Below are 18,902 nucleotides of genomic sequence, written 5' to 3'. Positions count from 1 at the left end.
GAGCTTAAATAGCTCTTTTATTGTTTATCCTTTTTAAACCAGATTCCATTATTTCAACCAGCTCATTATTTAAATGGGCTGGTTCTATAATTTCGGCCACATCAACAAATTTAACAAACCAGCGGACAAAAGAAACCACTGCAAGGGAACAGTCGAAATACATCACCACAAAATCATCTGAAATTTCTTCGCCTGTAAATCCGAAAATCTGCCGCTCCCAATATAGAAAATGAGCATACTTCCTGTCTACCTTAATTTCGACTTTAAACACATTTTCGGCTAAACTTTTATTCCTGAATTCGTTAATTGGTGGGTGTGCAATAGTAAATTTTTCTTCAAGCACCAAAACTTTTTTAATCCTGTCCAATCTAAAATTGCGGTAATCTTTTCTTAGATGGCAATAAGCTAAAAGATACCAAAGGCTGTGTTCGTAGAATACGCCTATGGGTTCTACAGATCTATCTACCGTGTGAATATCGCCACTTTTAAGGTAATGAATATGAACTACTTTCTTCTTTAAAGTACTATTGAGTAAAACATCGATAATATTGGGCAGGTAATCATTGGATGTAAAGTTGTTTTTAAGATGTATCGTATCTTCTAAATGAAGGAAATCTCTTTTTTGATGCACCTGAAAAGAACTTTTTATTTTGATAAGTGCCGCCTCAAAGTGTTTCTTAATAAATTCAGTTTCATGTTTCTGCATCACTTTTTCGGCAACCATTAAACTAAGAATTTCTTCCTGACTAAACCTGGATGGCTGCAGCCTAAAACCTTCCATAATTGAATAACCAGATCCTGATTCATTTACGATCGGAATACCTGCAATCTCCAATGCTTTTAAATCCCTGTAAATTGTTCTTAAACTGATTTCGAAACGCTTTTGTAATTCTTCAGTAGTGACTATCGATTTAGACTGCAATAAAAAAAATATCTGTAGTATCCGGTCAAATCTTTTGGTAATATCCATCTTTAAAAATGTGGGGATTGATTGTAGTAGCTAATTTAAGGTGATCCATAAATTATTTTAATCATTCAGCAAATTTAACAAGCCTAGTGACAACCTTATGGCAGTAGTGAATTATCTTTTATGAAATTAGAATATATACAACTGGTTATCAAATAATTAAATTTATTTATTATTCTTCACTACGGCTACGGTAACCATCAATTGCCCTACATGGCGCATGGTATGCTCTGCTGCATGGAACAACAGGCCAATAACCGTTGAAGGAAGTCCTGCGCGCCCTACGCCCCTATAATCGGACAGTGTTGATTCGTTTGTACTCTTGATTTGCACTAAGGCCTGATCTACCTGCTTATTGAAACGGTTAACAAGATCTGCTACGGTATATCTCTTTGCTGAATCTTTACCCTCTTCGGCCAACTGGGCAAATTGAAATTCAGAAAGGCCCTCGGCCCTGGCATAAGTAAATACCCGATCAAGCACCCCACTTAAATGTTGAAGATGAAAACCTGTAGATGCCATTCCTGCGGGGCGTTGCCAAAGCAGTTCGACTGGGAAATCGAGCATATAATCATTAATCTCTTCCCTTGCCTGCAATAAGGCATGTGCTACAGGCTGTAACATCGGAATAATTTCGGGCAGCGGCCCTCGTTGCCAAACTTCTAATTTCTGAGACATTAATATTTTTTTTTAAACCTTAAATCCAATTTAAGAAACCATAGTCTTAGTGAAACCATTCTTTATTCAGTTGATAAAGCTCTCCTGCATTGCTGGATAAATAATGAGATATTATAAGATCTTGTTTAAAATTAAATAAAATTTATTTCGTATGTCAGTCTGAGCGTAGTCGAAGACCATTTCAACGCATTAATAAAACACTTAGACTACGCTCTTGTGACAGCAAAAAGCCATTTATTTTTGTCATAAAAATTTAAACAGGCTCTAAATTAGTTATCAAATGCAGCCATTTAATTAACTGAAGCCATTCTGATCTGTAAGCATAGCCTGAAAGTAACCAACTACAATATCGATCTCACCAAACCGCCCTCTACCCTAATGGCTGCCCCATTGGTTCCCGAGGCTAATGGACTTACATAAAAAGTAACTGCGTTTGCGATTTCACTTACATCAAGAAAGCGTTGCAGTAATGAAGTAGGCCTCATGTTCTTAAAGAAATCGGCTTCTACCTCAGCAACGGTAATGTTTCCAGTTTTAGCCAAATCTTCAATAAAACCACCAACTCCTTTTGATTTGGTAGGACCAGGCAAAATTGAATTGACGGTTACTTCAGTACCTTTGGTTAGTTCAGCCAAACCACGGCTAACCGCCAGCTGTGCAGTTTTAGTCATACCATAGTGGATCATTTCATCCGGAATAAACACTGCCGATTCACTGGAGATAAAAATAATCCTGCCCCAATTTTTCTTTAACATTTTAGGGAATAGCTGCCGAGATAACCTGATTCCGCTCATTACATTGACTTCGAAAAACCTAAACCAATCATCATCACTGATATCTTCAAAGGCTTTAGGTTCAAAAATCCCCGCATTATTGATCAGTATATCGATCTCCGGAAGTTTATCAATCAGGTTATTTACTTCATCAGCTTTCGAAAAGTCAGCAGCTATGCCTGAAATAAAATCTTTCCCGGCAATACCTTGCAACGACTTCACGGCATCATCCACACTGCTTTGCGACCGGCCATTGATAATCACTTTTACACCTTCTTTTAATAAACTTTCAGCAATGGCGAATCCGATCCCAGCGGTAGAGCCACTTATAAAAGCTGTTTTATGCTTTAACTGTAAATCCATTCTTTGATTTTTAATAATGTTTACGATAAAATTTCTATTGCTATGTGGTGATATAAATTGAACAATTTTCTGGCTAAAAAGTGTCATATAAATATGTTAAAATGAATGACAAGGCTACAAAAATCGGGTATTGCTTTTGAACAAGGACAGGCTAAAGTAAGAAATGCAAAAGTAGCCTCTAACCACACTTAAATGAACGTACCTATGAGGCACTAAAAAGTAATCCTAATGTATAAGGATGCTTTTTTAATGGCTTGATCAATATTTGGCCGGGTATGGCCACTACGCCAATGTTTTATCTACTATTAAAAAAGTGTTCCTGTAATTAGTGAAGATAATAACTAGCTATTGATCTGCCTTCTGATCCTGGATAAAGATTGTGGTGTGATGCCCAAATAAGAAGCTACATCTGTTAATGATACGCGCAGGGCAATATCGGCCTGACGGGCAACAAACAACCGGTATCTATTGGCAGAATCCTGCCCCAAATAGGCATTTCGGATATTAATCTTGTCTATCAAAGCTTGTTGTGTAATCTGATCAATAAGTGTTTTTAGATAGGGTACCTGTTCGTAAAGTTTCAAAAGTGCTGTTCTGCTAATGCCTAAAACTTCACAATTGCAGGCTGCTTGTATACACTCTTCTGCTGGTATCTGCTTATGGAAACTATTCAATATCGTACAAAACTGATTTTCCTTTAAAAAATAATGAGTCACTTCATTCCCCTTTTCATTTCGGATAACGATCCGGAGTACGCCATCAACAATAAAAAAAAGTTCTTTGCTAATACTGTCTGGCTGGGAAAGCGCTTCTCCTTCTTTAAACATTTTGAGATTAAAGGCTTCTATGATATACTGTTCTTCTTCTGCCGAAATTTGATGGTACAGTTTCAGGTAGCTGATAAGTTTGTTCGGCATTGGGATTTATATATGATATGGAGTTGAGTAACAAAAATACAAGCTCAGACCGTTTTTACCAATTGGTAAGTGAATTGGTCGTTGATATCTCAAAATTTGCACTTCAATTTACAACATCATGAAAATAAAAGCAAATGAATTTACACTCAAAGGAAAAACAGTGATCATATTAGGTGGAAGCTCAGGTCTAGGTTTTGCAACCGCACAGGCCGCAGCGTACGATGGTGCAAAAGTGGTAATTGTTTCCGGTAATGAAAACAGGATTAATGAGGCATTAAAATCCTTACCCGAAAACTGCAAAGGCTTTGCCGTAGATCTGAGTAAAGAAGAAAACATCAAACAGTTTTTTAATTCAGTGGAATCTTTCGATCACCTGGTATATACCGCAGGCGAAAATCTGGTCTTGAATACGATTGATGAAACTGACCTGGATGATGCCCGTCAGTTTTTTACATTAAGGTATTGGGGTGCTTTTGCTGCAGTTAAATATGCAGCAAAGAAAATTAAGGCAGGTGGTTCTATTAATTTAACAGGAGGTATTGCCAGCCCACGGCCAAGTGCCGGCTGGGGCGTAGCAGCCAGTATTTGTGGCGCCATGGAAGGTTTTACCCGTGCAATGGCTGTAGAACTGGCACCAGTACGTGTAAATTTGGTATCGCCAGGTGTGGTTAAAACCAATTTATGGAACAGCATGAGCGATGAGGATAGAAATAACCTCTATGTTGGTGTGGGTGAACGTTTACCTGTAAAGCGCGTTGGAGAAGCCGGCGATATTGCACAGGCATTTTTATACACCATGAAACAACAATACGGCACAGGGCAAGTAATTGTGGTAGATGGTGGTTCGGTATTGGTGTAATTCACAATAAAAAAATCGTCATTTCGATCAGAGGGCAACGCAGTCTAGAAACCAGGTAGTGCTTAGCGAAGCTAAATCTATTGAAGATCGCCCCATTTCATTACGTTTCATCCGATAGCTCTCGGATCGAGATGACGACTTTCCGCAACTCCTATACATCACACTATTTGCCGTTTAATGCTTTAAGTTGCGTGGCCAATAACACTCCACCAAGAGCAGCTGTAAGAAAAATCCCTTCGAAAATCAATAACCTTTTTCTCGTTTTAAAACCACGGTAAAAAGTATGCGCCGCCATTATACCCAGGCCAACAAATTCAATATTGCGCTGCACCCTTTTCGATGAATCCTTATTTTTGATTAAAGCAATATGCATTAGCTCATCTATTAAACTGATGTGTTTTGAAACACCCTTTTTAATCTGTGCCTTACTTGCCGAAGCACCTAGTTTCTTCGCCGCAGCTTGCAATCCTGTAGTGGTAATTTCATTAATCAAATGTGTTTTAGTATCCTTTTTTTCCATATCACTATCCTTAGGTCCTATTATTTCAACCGACATAAAGGAATATGGTTTTGATTAATTGAGAATTGTGTGATCAGCAATTTTTATTTTTAAGATAGGATAACGAGATCAATATCTTTCATCGCCAGATTCTTGAGCAAGCCATTAAAAACCGCAGTACGTAAAATTACCTGAAAAATATTAAGATGAGGTTTACCAATGCATATCGTGGTTACTTCTTTTTCAGTGGCGATATCGATGATGGTCCTGGTAATAGCGTTACTTTTTATTTTAATTACTTCAGCACCCAGTTCGGTAGCCAGTTTAAAATGGTTAATCAGATGGCGTTGTTTATCCAGTTTAATGCGTTCCATGCTTTCACTATCGCTTTGTACATACAGCACCATCCATGGCGACCGATAATAGGAAGCAAGTCTTGCTGTTTTCCTGATCACTACGCCTGCAGTTTCGGCGTTGGAAGAAATACAGGCCAAAAAGCGTTCGGGCCTAAGTTTAATTGATTTGGGAATTTCGGTCTGGATTTTGCGTTCTACCTGGTGTACTACCTCTTTTAAGGCCAGCTCGCGCAGCTGAAGAATTTTATCAGATTGAAAAAAATTACCCAATGCCCTTTCGATCTTTGATTGATCGTAAATTTTGCCTTCTTTAAGGCGGGTAACCAGTTCATCAGCTGTAAGGTCGATATTTACGATCTCATCGGCTAGCTCCAATATCTTATCCGGGATCCGTTCGGTAACAGCTATGCCTGTAATCTGCTCAATTTCTTCATTAATGCTTTCCAGGTGCTGAATATTTACTGCAGAGATTACGCTGATCCCTGCCTCAAGCAGATCGAAAACATCCTGCCAGCGTTTGGTGTTTTTACTACCTTCGGCATTGGTATGGGCAAGTTCATCTACAATAACAATCTCCGGATGGCGATTCATGATTCCTTTAAGATCCATCTCTTCGATTTCCTTGCCCCGATAAAAGATTTTCCGCCTCGGAATAACCGGAAGGCCTGTAACAAGGGCTTCTGTTTCTACCCTTTTGTGGGTTTCTACATAACCGATACAAATATCTACCCCATTTCGCAGTAATGCATGCGATTCCTGAAGCATACGGTAAGTTTTACCCACACCAGCACTCATGCCAATATAGATTTTGAGCTTTCCGCGCCTGGATTTTTTAACCAGATCTAAAAAATGTCTGACCGACTCTTCTTTTTGTTCTTCTTCCATCATATTTACCAGGTAACATTCATTATTCCTTTTTCTATCAATATAGTAATTGCAACAATCATAACCAATGTAAATAATACGATCATAAACCTAAAAGAGAGCTTATTATAAAGCAGTTTAAAGTATTTTTCTGTGGCATAACTTCTTTTTTTTACACTTATTTTATTCCTTTTCAACGAATTCAATTTTCGCATCATTAATATTCCTAAGAACGCTAAAAAGAGGCTAAATATAATTTCTATATAGGGATGCATTGTTTTTGGATTTTCAAAAAATTCATTTCTAAAGGGTCGTCATCTCGACTGGAGTGCAACGAAATGGAGAGATCTATGTAACAGATACTCAACAGATCTCTCCACTACGTTCGAGATGACGGCACTTATTTTTTAAAACGACACCGCAATACTTGCCGTTAAACTTGCATTGGCATTAACCGCAGCGCCCTCCCTGGCAAATATTTTGTCTTTGCTATCGTAGGCTTTTCCTTCCAACCTCACAACAGCATTGGCGATTGGCGAGTAATCAAGATTTAAAGAATAACCCTTGGTTTTAAAACCTTGTGGCGTGCCTGTGGCAATAAAAATTCCGTTTTTATCTTCATAATATTCAAACCTCCCGGCAACGGCCCATTTTGGTGCAAATTTGTATTGTGCAATGGCTACCGGAGAAATGACTTCGCTTTTATCGCTGCTGCCTTTTTGTTTTTGTTGCGTGCCGTAATCAAACCCAAGGGTTACACCAAACTTATCGGTAAGTTGAAAAACCCCATAAACATTGTGGTAAAACCTGTTTACGCGAACAGAATCAGCACCTTCTGTTCCAAGATAATTGCTGTAATTTACGGTAATTTTATCGGTTGGTTTCCAGGTCAGCTGAAGTCCACCGGCAGGTTTATTATTTCCATTCTGGCGGGTAATGCGCTGCCATCCATTCAGGTACAATGCGGTAGCTGTAAATTTTCCATCTTTGGTACCATAAGTAATTTTCGCACCCGATTCGTAATAAGGTGTATTTTCTGAAGAAATATTTCTGGTAAGTACCCAACAATCTTTCGAAACCGCACTTTCAAAACCGATGTGCGAAGAAAAGATTCCGGCATCGATCCAAAGATTTTCTGTTTTGGATAATTTTACCCCGGCATTGGCCTCAAAGATATTTTTTAATACACCAGGCTCGGCAGCAAGATTAGCATTGGCATAAGTTCCTGCCATTACTGCTAAATTAGCCCTGATCATTCCGCTATCATAAGCGGCCTTGATAAAACCAAGATTCAGGTTTACTTCGTTTGCCCGGTTATGCGAATAAATAAAACCCGGACGGTTATGGTCTGCAGGCTTGTTAAAATCGTATCCGTAATAAGCTTCAAGGTAACCCGTAACTTTAATTTTTGGTTCATCCTGTGCTTTAGCAAAGAACCCTGTAGTAAGTGTAGCGGCAAGTAATAGTATTTTTTTCATTTTACTGATTGTTTGTATTAGGCAAAGCCTAAGGCCAAGGCTCGTTTGATACCAGGCCTTAAAGCATTGCCGTTGTTATTGTTTTGGGAAATATTTTGTTTTAAACGGTCGTCATCTCGATCCGATAGCTATCGGATGGAACGCAGTGGAATGGAGAGATCTTTAAACTTGTAGGAATTAGATCTCTCCACTACGGTCGAGATGAAGATACTTAGAAGCTCTAATTAAAGTGCATCAAGAGCAAGGTTTAATTTCAGCACATTTACTGATGAAGGGCCGAATACACCCATAAATGGTTTAAGTGTGTTCATGGCAACCAGTTCTTTCACTTTTTTCACATCGATTTTACGTGCTGCAGCAACCCTATCGATCTGAATGGCTGCACCTTGTTCAGAAATATTTGGATCAAGTCCGCTTCCTGAAGCAGTAACCATATCGGCAGGGATATCTGATTTTTTGATGCCCGGATTGTATTTCAATAAAGTATCAATACGCGATTGCACTTCTTTTAAGTAGTCAGGATTTGATGGCCCTTTGTTAGAACCTGCAGAACCTGCTGCATTGTAGGCCACAGCTGATGGTCTTCCCCAAAAATATTGAGGTTTGGTAAACGACTGACCCAATAATGCATAACCTACTGTTTTACCATTTTTGGTGATTTTTTCTCCTCCCCCGTTTCCTTTAGACATTTTACCGATAAAGGCAACAGTAACCGGATATATTACGCATAACAGTACCAATAATACAAGTGTTAAGCGGATGGATTGAATGATGTACTTTTTCATCTTTTTATTTTTTTAAATTCTTATTCGATTCGTCATTCCCAACTTGATTGGGAATCTTAAAGCGCTTGCATTACGATTCCCGCATACGCGGGAATGACGGAAACTTTTACACAAATAATCCGACCAATAAATCGATTATTTTAATCCCTATAAATGGCGCTACCACACCGCCGATACCATATATAAATAGGTTTCTGCGTAATAAGGCAGTTGCACCGATAGGTTTGTAGGCCACACCTTTTAAAGCCAGTGGGATCAGGATTGGAATAATGATCGCATTAAAAATCACAGCCGACATGATCGCTGATTCTGGCGAGTGCAAGCCCATAATATTCAGACTTTGCAGTGCTGGAATTGAGGCAATAAACAAAGCCGGAACGATTGCAAAATACTTGGCCACATCATTCGCGATGGAAAAAGTGGTTAATGTACCGCGGGTAATCAACAATTGTTTACCGATTTCTACGATCTCAATCAGCTTGGTAGGGTCATTATCCAAATCGACCATGTTACCGGCCTCTTTTGCAGCCTGTGTTCCACTGTTCATAGCTACACCAACATCGGCCTGCGCCAAAGCAGGGGCATCATTGGTACCGTCGCCCATCATGGCTACCAGCTTACCAAGGGTTTGCTCATCTTTGATGTAGTTCATTTTATCCTCGGGTTTAGCCTCTGCAATAAAATCATCAACACCTGCTTTTTCTGCAATGTATTTAGCTGTTAATGGATTATCGCCGGTAACCATTACTGTTTTTACACCCATTTTCCTTAGGCGCTCGAAACGTTCGCTGATACCAGGTTTAATAATGTCCTGTAATTCGATTACGCCAAGGGCTTTTTCATTTTCTGACACTACAAGTGGTGTTCCTCCATTGGTAGCAATAGCCTTTACATGGTTTTCGATATCAGAAGGGAAAATATTTCCGGCTTTTTCAACAATATTCCTGATCGAATCGAAGGCACCTTTTCTGATCCTTCTTCCATCTACAGTATCCAATCCACTCGAACGGGTTTCGGCAGTAAACTTGATGAATGTTGATCCCTCTGGCGTTCCGGCAGATTTGAAACCTTGTTCAGCAGCCAATTCAATGATCGATTTTCCTTCCGGGGTTTCATCGGCCAACGAGCTTAATACACAGGCATCGGTAAAAGCTTTAATGTTTACACCTGCTGTTGGGTAAAAATTAGTGGCTTTACGGTTACCAATGGTGATGGTTCCGGTTTTATCTAAAAGTAATACATCAATGTCACCCGCAGTTTCTACCGCTTTACCCGATTTGGTAATCACATTGGCTCTTAATGCCCTGTCCATTCCTGCAATACCAATAGCAGATAACAGTCCGCCGATGGTGGTTGGGATTAAACATACAAACAGAGAAATTAACGATGCAATGGTTATTGGGGTATTGGCATAATCAGCAAAAGGTTTCAAGGTTACACATACAATGATAAACACAAGGGTAAAACTGGCCAGCAAAATGGTCAAAGCTATCTCATTTGGTGTTTTCTGACGTGATGCACCTTCAACCAAAGCAATCATTTTATCCAAAAAGCTTTCGCCTGGAGCAGTGCTTACCTGAACTTTAATCTCATCAGATAAAACTTTTGTACCACCAGTTACCGAAGATTTATCACCTCCTGATTCGCGGATTACCGGGGCAGACTCACCAGTAATGGCTGATTCGTCAATAGTAGCAATCCCTTCAATAATCTCTCCATCTGTTGGAATGGTATCGCCTGTTTCGCAAACGAACACATCTCCTTTTTTTAATTGATTGGATGAACGGATTTCGATAGTTCCATTGGCCAAAAGCACTTTGGCTGGAGTTTCTTCCCTTGTTTTACGAAGGCTGTCGGCCTGTGCCTTGCCTCTTGCTTCTGCAATTGCTTCAGCGAAGTTTGCAAACAGAACGGTAAGCAATAAAACTAAAAAGATGAAGAAATTGTACAAAGGCGATCCTTGTCCACTATGGCTGAAAGAGTACACGGTAACATAAGCCATTACCAGTGTTCCGATTTCTACGGTAAACATTACCGGGTTCCGTACCATCACCCGTGGATCAAGCTTGATGAAAGATTGTTTTAGTGCGGTCTGCACCAAGGCAGGTTCGAACAATTTATTATTGGGTTTCATTGTATTGTTTATTTAAGCATGGTAAAATATTCTGCCAAAGGACCTAAAGCCAGGGCAGGAAAATAAGAAAGTGCATTTAACACGATAATCACCGCAAAAGTCATCAGTGCGAAAGTTTTGGTATCTGTTTTAAGCGTACCGGCCGATTCAGGGATGAATTTTTTGGCTCCCAGTAATCCGGCAATAGCAACCGGGCCAATAATCGGTAAGAAACGACCTAAGAAAATCACAATACCAGTGGATACATTCCAGAACATATTGTTATCTCCCAATCCTTCAAATCCCGAACCATTGTTAGCATTTGATGAAGTCATTTCATACAGCATCTCAGAGAACCCGTGGAAACCAGGATTATTGAGCCAGCTTTTAGGTTGAACAGCCCAGGCAGCATTGCCATGACTGGTAAAAATATAACTTGCAATGGCTGTACCGGCAAGGATCAAAAACGGACTCAGCAAAGTAATAATGGCCGCAATCTTAATCTCTCTGGCTTCTACCTTATGGCCAAGAAATTCTGGTGTTCTCCCTACCATCAATCCCGAAATAAATACAGCAACGATCAGGTAGATGAAATAATTCAATAAACCTACACCACAACCGCCATAAAATGAGTTGATCATCATTCCAAGTAACTGCCATGTACCCGACATAGGCATGGTACTATCGTGCATACCGTTTACAGAACCCGTAGAAATAATCGTAGTTACCGTTGACCAGTAAGCAGAGGCAGCCGGACCGAAGCGAACTTCTTTTCCTTCCATTGCTCCTGTAGTTTGTGAAATACCCATTTTTGCCAAAGCTGGATTTCCACCCAGTTCTGAACTAAGCATAGGGATGAGCAACATAAACAAACCGATGGTCATGACCCCAAAAATAGTCCAGGCCAATTTTTTCCTGCGGATAAAATAACCGAAAGCAATTACCATGGCAATTGGAATAATGACCTGAGCAATCAACTCAACCATATCGGTAAAGTAACTTGGGTTTTCAAATGGATGTGCAGAATTGGCCCCAAAATAACCTCCGCCATTTGTACCCAGATGTTTAATGGCAATCATTTGAGCAGCCGGTCCTCTCGAAACATTAACCGTATCGCCCTGTAGAGAAATGAATTTATCTTTACCATCGTAACTTGCAGGTGTACCGCTAAAAGTTAAGATTAAAGCCATTACAAATGACAAAGGCAACAATAAACGGGTAATTGATTTCACAAAAAATTCCCAGAAATTACCAAGTTCCGTTGTTGTTTTATCTCTAAAAGCTTTAAAAAGAACTACAGCAGCAGCAATACCTGTTGCAGCACTTACAAACTGAAGAAACATGAGCACATATTGCTGGGTAAGGTAACTTACGCCACTCTCTCCAGAATAATGCTGCAGGTTACAATTGGCAACAAAGCTGATAATGGTGTTAAAAGCGAGGTCAGGTGTCATCCCAGGATTTCCATCTGGATTGAATGGAAGCTTATCCTGAAAAATGAGCACAAAAAAACCATAAAACAACCAGAGAATATTAATGGTAAGCAGTGCTTTTAACTGCTGTTTCCAGTTCATTTGTTCTTTAATATTGATTCCGGAAAGCTTGTAAATACCAGTTTCCAATGGTTTTAAAAAATCTGTCCAGACTTTTTCTCCTGCAAAAACCTTGGCCAGGTATTTACCCAAAGGGATGGCGATAACCAGGGTGAGCAGAAATGTGGCAATAATGCCGGTTAATTCAGTATTCATTTCTTAATTTGTTAATTGCTCCGTTGAAGGAGGTAAGGATTAAAATTTTTCGGGTTTGATCAGCACGTAAATCATATAGATAAATACGGCGATGGCGATAATAAATAATGCGATCATAGTGTTAGATTTTTTCGAACCAGTTTATCGATTTGTAAGTAGCCCAGCAAAGCAGTACCAGGATTAAAAAAAGTAATATTGTCATGATTTTAATGATTTTACAAGCCTTAGCCAACTCTTATACCACAAAAGAGACTAATCAAATAAATAACTGATAATCATAAAGTTAAACAAATAACCATTACATCAATTAGAATTAGATATAAAAAAACCCTTCCATTTTGGAAAGGTTTTTTTCATATTGGTATTTGCCATACTGTGATATGCAATCTCTCATAGTCAATGATTGGAGACTAAACAATTTCTTCCGTGCACTTACATCAGTCTGATTGGCCTTGCAGATAAAATGATCAGTTTATTGACGATGCTTAATTTAATTCCATCGCGATCTTAGCACCTGCACGCTAACTCAAGTTAATTCGCAAAACAGCGTTAAAACGTGGCTATAGGCCTGTATTTTTATCTTTGCATTTGGATTAATCGATTCCTCACCAAATTATTTCTGGATAAGTAACATCAATAATAATCGTAGTTATAACGATTATTATTAAATTAGAAAAAATTTCTAACTAAATGACCACCAGGCATTGGCCAATAAATGGAATTTAACAATTAAATTTTAACAAAAAATGGAAAGAAAATTTTGGCTTCTTGCAGCGCTGATTTTAGCCGTAGTAAATGTATCTGCCATAAATAAAAAACCAATCAACGAGCCCGATTCGGCTTATTTATTTGCTTATAATGCAAACGGACTTCGATTTGCCTGGAGTTTAGATAAAAAGAACTGGACTCCAATAGGAAACGATTATACCTATCTGAAAAGCGATTATGGCCGATGGGGAAGCGAAAAAAAAATGATAACGCCTTTTCTTATGCAGGGCAAAAACGGACTTTGGGTGTGTATTTGGAGCCTGAATGACCATACGCTACAGTTTGCCACCTCAAGTTCGAAAGATCTTGTAAACTGGAGCCCGCAAAACTATCCTTATGTAAAGCAAGGTAAAAATGTTTTGCGTCCAATTATTAAATATGATGGTAACCTAGATGAATATACGGTAACTTATGCAGATGCTAACGAAAAATATTTCCAAACGAAAACCAAAGATTTAAAACATTACAGCCCTGTAAAAGAAGTGCCTGCTTCAGCTTATCTCAATGGGAGTACAACAGTTAATCTATCCAATGCAACTAACGGACAAGTGCATCGTTTACCATGGAAAGTTATTCTGGGCTTAAAAAAAGCATATGAACTAAAAGATTACAAAAACAAACAAGATAGAGAAACTACTAAGGATGATGCACAACGTTTTGCTGGGCTTAAAAATGTGGAGGCAAAAATAACTTTCCATCCCGGTAAAGCAAAAGCGATCAGCAATATGCTAACAGGTGTATTTTTCGAAGATTTAAATTATGCAGCTGACGGCGGTTTGTATGCCGAACTGATCCAAAACCGGGATTTTGAATATCACCCCCGTGATAAAGAATACAAAGACCAAAACTGGAACAGCAGTTATGCCTGGATATTGAAGGGTGATCGCGCTACCATGAAAATAGATTCAATTTCGCCAATTCATCCCAATAATCCGCACTATGCGGTTTTGGATATTCCCCTTGCAGGAGCATTCTTTCTTAATAGTGGTTTCGATGGAATAGCTTTGAAAAAAGGCGAAACTTATGATTTTTCGTTATCAGCAAAGCTATTGAATACAAAAAAGGTAAATCTCGAAGTAAGGCTGGTAAGTGATAAACAGGGAATTTTGGCTAAATCAAATGTAAACATCACTTCTAGCAACTGGAAAACAGAAGCATTAACTTTGGTATCTTCTGCAGATGTGACTGATGCAAAACTCGAAATCGTGATTAGCAATCCTGGGCGTATTGCAATTGATATGGTTTCGTTGTTTCCAAAGCATACTTTTAAAGGCCGGAAAAATGGATTAAGGGCAGATCTCGCTCAAACCATTGGAGATATACACCCTCGTTTTGTACGTTTTCCAGGAGGTTGTCTTGCGCATGGTGATGGTATAGCCAACATCTACAAATGGAAAAACTCAATTGGTCCCTTAGCCGCGCGTAAACCAGATCGAAACCTTTGGGGCTACCATCAAACCATGGGGCTTGGTTATTACGAGTACTTTCAATTCTGCGAAGATATTGGTGCTGCACCCGTTCCGGTAGTAGCTGCCGGTGTACCCTGCCAAAATTCAGCTACAGGTGGTGGTGGTCAACAGGGTGGTATACCAATGAGTGAAATGGGGCAATATATACAAGATATTGTAGATTTAATAGAATATGCCAATGGTGATGTAAAAACCGAATGGGGTAAAAAACGTGCTGAAGCAGGCCATCCAAAACCATTTAACCTGAAATATATAGGCATTGGCAATGAAGACCAGATTACTGAAGTATTTGCTGAACGGTTTACGATGATCTATAAAGCACTGAGAAAATCGCATCCCGAGATTACAATTATTGGTACTGCAGGTCCGTTTTACGAAGGAACTGATTATGAAGCTGGCTGGCAAATTGCTTCAAACCTTAACGTTCCTATTATTGATGAACATTATTACCAATCGCCGGGTTGGTTTATCAATAATCAAAATTTTTACGACAGTTACGATCGTTCTAAATCGAAAGTTTACCTCGGCGAATATGCTGCAAGTTTACCTGGAGGTAATAGAACGAACCTGGAAACGTCACTTGCTGAAGCACTATACCTTATTTCTCTGGAGCGCAATGGTGATGTGGTGAGTATGGCATCTTATGCGCCACTTATCGCTAAAGAGGGGCATACGCAATGGGATCCTGACCTGATTTATTTTAATAATGCAGAGGTAAAACCCACAATTGGCTATTTCGTACAACAATTATACGGACAGAATGCTGGTGATGAGTATATCCCATCAACTGTGGTTCTTTCTTCAAACCAGGAAAATGTAAATAAACGGATGGCCTGTTCGATGGTTAAAGATGCCAAAACCGGCGATTTGATAATTAAACTTGTTAACCTGCTTCCGGTTACCGTGAAAACCTCGCTCGATTTAAATCAGCAACAACTTGGAAAAAGTGCCATCAAAACTGTAATTTCAGGTAACCCGGCAGATAAAAAAGCTGTTCCGGTTATGACAACAATCGATACAGATGCAAGCAGACAACTTGAGCTACCGGCTTACTCTTTTACCGTTTTAAGATTTAAAGCGCATTAGGTTCTGGTAATAAAACCTAAAAACCCTGTACAATTGACTTTGTACAGGGTTTTGTGTATTAAAGAAAAAAAAATTAACCCTAGCCAAATTAATCTTCCATATGTATTTCAATCGGGAACAAAAAGCAAAGCTTTAAAAGAATAGATGTCTATGTGAGCTGTTAAAATAGTTATATTGCGGCACCAAATTATAATGAACACTTACACAAAAACTAATCTTGGTAAACTGTCCTCATTACTTTTAAAAAAGCAATGTGTATTTGCCATTTATCTCCTATTGGCTCTTGTAGCTGGTTTTAAGCAATACCATCACCATTCCTATAATAATTACCTGATTTTTAAATATGTATACTGGCATACCATCGATTTAGAGAATTTATACAATAATTATCCTGAATACTTTGATAGTAACCATTATGGTCCTGTGTTTTCGATTTTCATAGCGCCTTTTGCCTTATTACCTGATGGATTGGGCTGTATACTTTGGAACATCGCCAATATTGCCATATTACTTTGGGGAATTTACAGCCTACCCATTTCACTTAACAAGCGAACCATAATTGCATGGATCTGTGCAAATGAAACATTAACTGCACTTTTCAGCTTTCAGTTTAACATTGCACTAACAGGATTAATATTACTAAGTTTCTCCCATCTGATTAAAAAGAAGGAAGTACAATCGGCTTTTTTTATCGCCTTCGGCACATTGGTTAAACTTTACGGAATTGTTGGATTGGCATTTTTCTTCTTCACTAAAAATAAGTTAAAATTTATCATAGGCGGCTTAATCGCTTTTGCAGTACTTTTTGTTTTACCAATGGTAATTTCATCTCCGGCATTTGTAATTCAATCATATAGCGACTGGTACCATTCCCTAGCCCATAAAAATGACTTAAATGCATCATTAACTTCATTTCAGGATATTTCTTTAATGGGGATCGTAAGGAGAGCAACAGGAAACGTAAACATTCCCAATCTCCCGTTTTTATTAGGTGGTCTTATATTATTTGCTTTGCCCTATTTACGGATAAAGCAATATAAACACATTGGCTTTAGGTTAATGTTATTGGCATCAACCCTTATTTTTACCGTTATATTTAGCAGTGGTTCTGAATCCCCAACCTATATTATTGCTTTCGCAGGTGTTGCCATTTGGTTTATGGTGCAGCAAAACCCAAAAAAAGGGTTGATAATTGCCTTGTTTATTTTTGCATTTATATTAACCAGCCTGTCGCCAACCGATATTTTCCCAAGGCCGGTAAAAGAATTTATTCGTCTATATTCTCTTAAAGCCCTACCTTGCGTTATCATTTGGCTAACCATAATTTACCAGATGATGAAAGAGGATTTTGAGTCTTATCTGATTGCCGATAAATGAATAAATTAGTTTCTATAGTAATCCCTGCTTACAACGAAGCCGATAATATTTTTGTAATAACCGAAAGTATTAAAAAAGTTTTTTCAACCATCAATTACGATTATGAAATTATCCTGGTGGATGATGGAAGCGCCGATCATACCCTCGAAACAATAAAAGAATACGCTTCAACTGCTGGCAACATATTCTTTCTCGAATTCTCCAAAAATTTTGGTCATCAATTGGCAGTTAAAGCAGGTATGGACCATGCGTTTGGCGATTGCGTAATTTCTATGGACTGCGATATGCAACATCCTCCTGAGTTAATTCCCCAAATGTTGCAGAAGTGGCAGGAAGGCTTCGAAGTGGTGTACACCATCAGAGAAGAAGATAAGAATTTATCAAAAGGAAAAAGAAGCTCCTCAAGCTTATTTTATAAAACCTTAAACTGGTTATCAGATATTGATCTTGAGCCAGGTGCTGCCGATTTCCGCTTACTTGATCGAAAAGTTGTAAGTGTTTTCAGGAATTTTCATGAAAATGAGCCATTTTTACGTGGTTTGGTAAAGTGGCTTGGCTTTAAGCAGTATGCCATTCGTTACAATCCTGCAGCACGTTTTTCGGGAAATAGCAAATATACTTTTAAAAAGATGTTAAGGCTGGCGCTACATGGCGTTACCTCATTCAGTATAAAACCCCTATATTCTGCGGTATACCTTGGTTTCATTCTTTCCTTTGCATCTGTACTGTATATCCCTTACATTATCTACGCATTTGTAAACCATGTAGAAGTTTCTGGCTGGGCATCAGTAATTATGACCATCGTCTTTTTTGGGGGACTACAGCTTATTATCTTGGGTATTATAGGCATTTATGTAGGTAAGATGTTTATGCAAACTAAAAATCGTCCAAATTATATTATCCGTTCAACCAATATCCAGCAAAAATAAAATGGTACTGTTAAGTTTTGATATCGAAGAGTTTGACATGCCTTTTGAATACGGAAAAGAAATCTCCTTTGAAGATCAGATTGCCATTTCGAGAGCAGGGACTATCGCTATTTTAGACATTTTGGATAAATATAGTGTGAAAGCTACTTTTTTCTGCACGGTTACTTTTGCCGAAAATATACCTGATCTGATTAAGCGGATTACTGAAACAGGGCATGAACTGGCCTCTCACGGTTATTATCATTCTGATTTTAAACCTGAACACCTGCTTCAATCTAAGCTCAAACTCGAAGAACTTTCAGGTAAAGAAATTACAGGTTACCGCATGGCGAGAATGATGCCTGTTGATGAAAAGGAGATTGAAAAGGCTGGATACACGTACAACACATCCATCAATCCAACTTATCTACCCGGACGCTATAATAATTTTAATATTTCGCGAACGCATTTTATTAAAGATAATGTTTTGCAGATCCCTGCTTCTGTTAGCCCGATGGTCCGGTTCCCGCTATTCTGGCTCTCTTTCCACAATCTTCCTTTAAGCATTTACAAAACCTTAGCCAGTTGGACTTATAAAAAGGATAAATACCTGAATATATATTTTCACCCCTGGGAATTTACCGATTTAAATGATTTCGAACGCTTTGGCTTCCCTGGTTATGTAAGGAAGAATACAGGTATAAAAATGATCGAACGTATGGAAGCGCTAATTTCGTGGATGAAGCATAAAAATTATCCGTTTGGCACCTTTCAGGAGTTTATTAAAACCCTGGTTTCGTAGTTTTTGTTTTTATGTTATTAATTAAGTTTTTTAACCACAGATGCACACAGATAAACACGGGCTTTTATATCTGTAGTTAAGTTTACATTTGC

General features: G+C 38.6%; 16 protein-coding genes. 5 read left to right on the top strand and 11 right to left on the bottom strand.

Annotated elements, in window-relative coordinates; genetic code table 11:
* Nucleotides 1-4: 4 nt before the first annotated feature.
* The 4 genes from KYH19_RS00175 to KYH19_RS00160 form a co-directional block, all read right to left on the bottom strand.
* Nucleotides 5-970, bottom strand: coding sequence for a YafY family protein (locus tag KYH19_RS00175; protein ID WP_132401910.1), 966 nt, complete (start codon nt 968-970; stop codon nt 5-7).
* A gap of 162 nt (nt 971-1,132) precedes the next feature.
* A complete protein-coding gene (locus tag KYH19_RS00170; RefSeq protein ID WP_219077088.1) occupies nt 1,133-1,645 on the bottom strand; it encodes a DinB family protein in 513 nt (170 codons plus the stop codon).
* A gap of 341 nt (nt 1,646-1,986) precedes the next feature.
* A complete protein-coding gene (locus KYH19_RS00165; protein ID WP_193423922.1) occupies nt 1,987-2,781 on the bottom strand; it encodes an SDR family NAD(P)-dependent oxidoreductase in 795 nt (264 codons plus the stop codon).
* Between the two features lie 341 nt (nt 2,782-3,122).
* Nucleotides 3,123-3,698 carry a Crp/Fnr family transcriptional regulator gene (locus tag KYH19_RS00160; RefSeq protein WP_219077087.1) on the bottom strand — a complete coding sequence of 192 codons (576 nt, stop codon included), beginning with the start codon at nt 3,696-3,698 and terminating at the stop codon, nt 3,123-3,125.
* A 118-nt stretch (nt 3,699-3,816) separates the two neighbouring features.
* Between KYH19_RS00160 and KYH19_RS00155 the strand changes: the two genes are divergently transcribed.
* A complete protein-coding gene (locus KYH19_RS00155; protein ID WP_219077086.1) occupies nt 3,817-4,557 on the top strand; it encodes an SDR family oxidoreductase in 741 nt (246 codons plus the stop codon).
* 163 nt (nt 4,558-4,720) lie between these two features.
* Here the strand turns inward: KYH19_RS00155 and KYH19_RS00150 are convergent, their stop codons facing one another.
* From KYH19_RS00150 to KYH19_RS00120, 7 genes are all read right to left on the bottom strand, one after another.
* Nucleotides 4,721-5,113: a hypothetical protein gene (locus tag KYH19_RS00150; RefSeq protein WP_219077085.1), complete on the bottom strand. Its 393-nt coding sequence runs from the start codon at nt 5,111-5,113 to the stop codon at nt 4,721-4,723.
* Between the two features lie 53 nt (nt 5,114-5,166).
* Nucleotides 5,167-6,297 (bottom strand): sensor protein KdpD, encoded by a 1,131-nt coding sequence (locus tag KYH19_RS00145; RefSeq protein WP_132401961.1) that lies wholly within the window; start codon nt 6,295-6,297, stop codon nt 5,167-5,169.
* Nucleotides 6,298-6,683: 386 nt separating this feature from the next.
* Complete coding sequence (locus KYH19_RS00140; RefSeq protein WP_132401928.1) at nt 6,684-7,754, bottom strand: porin; 1,071 nt, start codon at nt 7,752-7,754, stop codon at nt 6,684-6,686.
* 224 nt (nt 7,755-7,978) lie between these two features.
* Entirely contained in the window at nt 7,979-8,539 is a 561-nt protein-coding gene (locus KYH19_RS00135; RefSeq protein ID WP_132401931.1) for a K(+)-transporting ATPase subunit C, read from the bottom strand.
* 106 nt (nt 8,540-8,645) lie between these two features.
* The gene (gene kdpB, locus KYH19_RS00130; protein WP_193426084.1) at nt 8,646-10,673 is read right to left on the bottom strand and encodes a potassium-transporting ATPase subunit KdpB; all 2,028 of its coding nucleotides are present in this window, start codon (nt 10,671-10,673) and stop codon (nt 8,646-8,648) included.
* Between the two features lie 8 nt (nt 10,674-10,681).
* A complete protein-coding gene (gene kdpA / locus KYH19_RS00125) occupies nt 10,682-12,400 on the bottom strand; it encodes a potassium-transporting ATPase subunit KdpA (RefSeq protein ID WP_132401937.1) in 1,719 nt (572 codons plus the stop codon).
* A gap of 39 nt (nt 12,401-12,439) precedes the next feature.
* Nucleotides 12,440-12,517: a potassium-transporting ATPase subunit F gene (locus KYH19_RS00120; RefSeq protein ID WP_082035969.1), complete on the bottom strand. Its 78-nt coding sequence runs from the start codon at nt 12,515-12,517 to the stop codon at nt 12,440-12,442.
* Between the two features lie 629 nt (nt 12,518-13,146).
* On the opposite strand from KYH19_RS00120, the gene KYH19_RS00115 reads away from it, so the two are divergent.
* The 4 genes from KYH19_RS00115 to KYH19_RS00100 all read left to right on the top strand — a co-directional run bounded on the left by KYH19_RS00115 (nt 13,147) and on the right by KYH19_RS00100 (nt 18,810).
* Nucleotides 13,147-15,723 carry an alpha-L-arabinofuranosidase C-terminal domain-containing protein gene (locus tag KYH19_RS00115; protein ID WP_219077084.1) on the top strand — a complete coding sequence of 859 codons (2,577 nt, stop codon included), beginning with the start codon at nt 13,147-13,149 and terminating at the stop codon, nt 15,721-15,723.
* Nucleotides 15,724-15,915: 192 nt separating this feature from the next.
* Nucleotides 15,916-17,100, top strand: coding sequence for a glycosyltransferase family 87 protein (locus tag KYH19_RS00110; RefSeq protein WP_219077083.1), 1,185 nt, complete (start codon nt 15,916-15,918; stop codon nt 17,098-17,100).
* Nucleotides 17,097-18,029: a glycosyltransferase family 2 protein gene (locus KYH19_RS00105; protein WP_132401946.1), complete on the top strand. Its 933-nt coding sequence runs from the start codon at nt 17,097-17,099 to the stop codon at nt 18,027-18,029. The genes KYH19_RS00110 and KYH19_RS00105 overlap by 4 nt, the downstream gene beginning before the upstream one ends.
* A 1-nt stretch (nt 18,030) precedes the next feature.
* Entirely contained in the window at nt 18,031-18,810 is a 780-nt protein-coding gene (locus KYH19_RS00100) for a polysaccharide deacetylase family protein (RefSeq protein ID WP_219077082.1), read from the top strand.
* The last annotated feature ends 92 nt before the right edge of the window (nt 18,811-18,902 follow it).

Origin of the sequence: Pedobacter sp. D749 (assembly GCF_019317285.1) — a bacterium.
GTDB lineage: Bacteria > Bacteroidota > Bacteroidia > Sphingobacteriales > Sphingobacteriaceae > Pedobacter.
The sequence above is the reverse complement of the archived record's forward strand: the minus strand, read 5'-3'. Positions and strand labels throughout refer to the sequence as shown.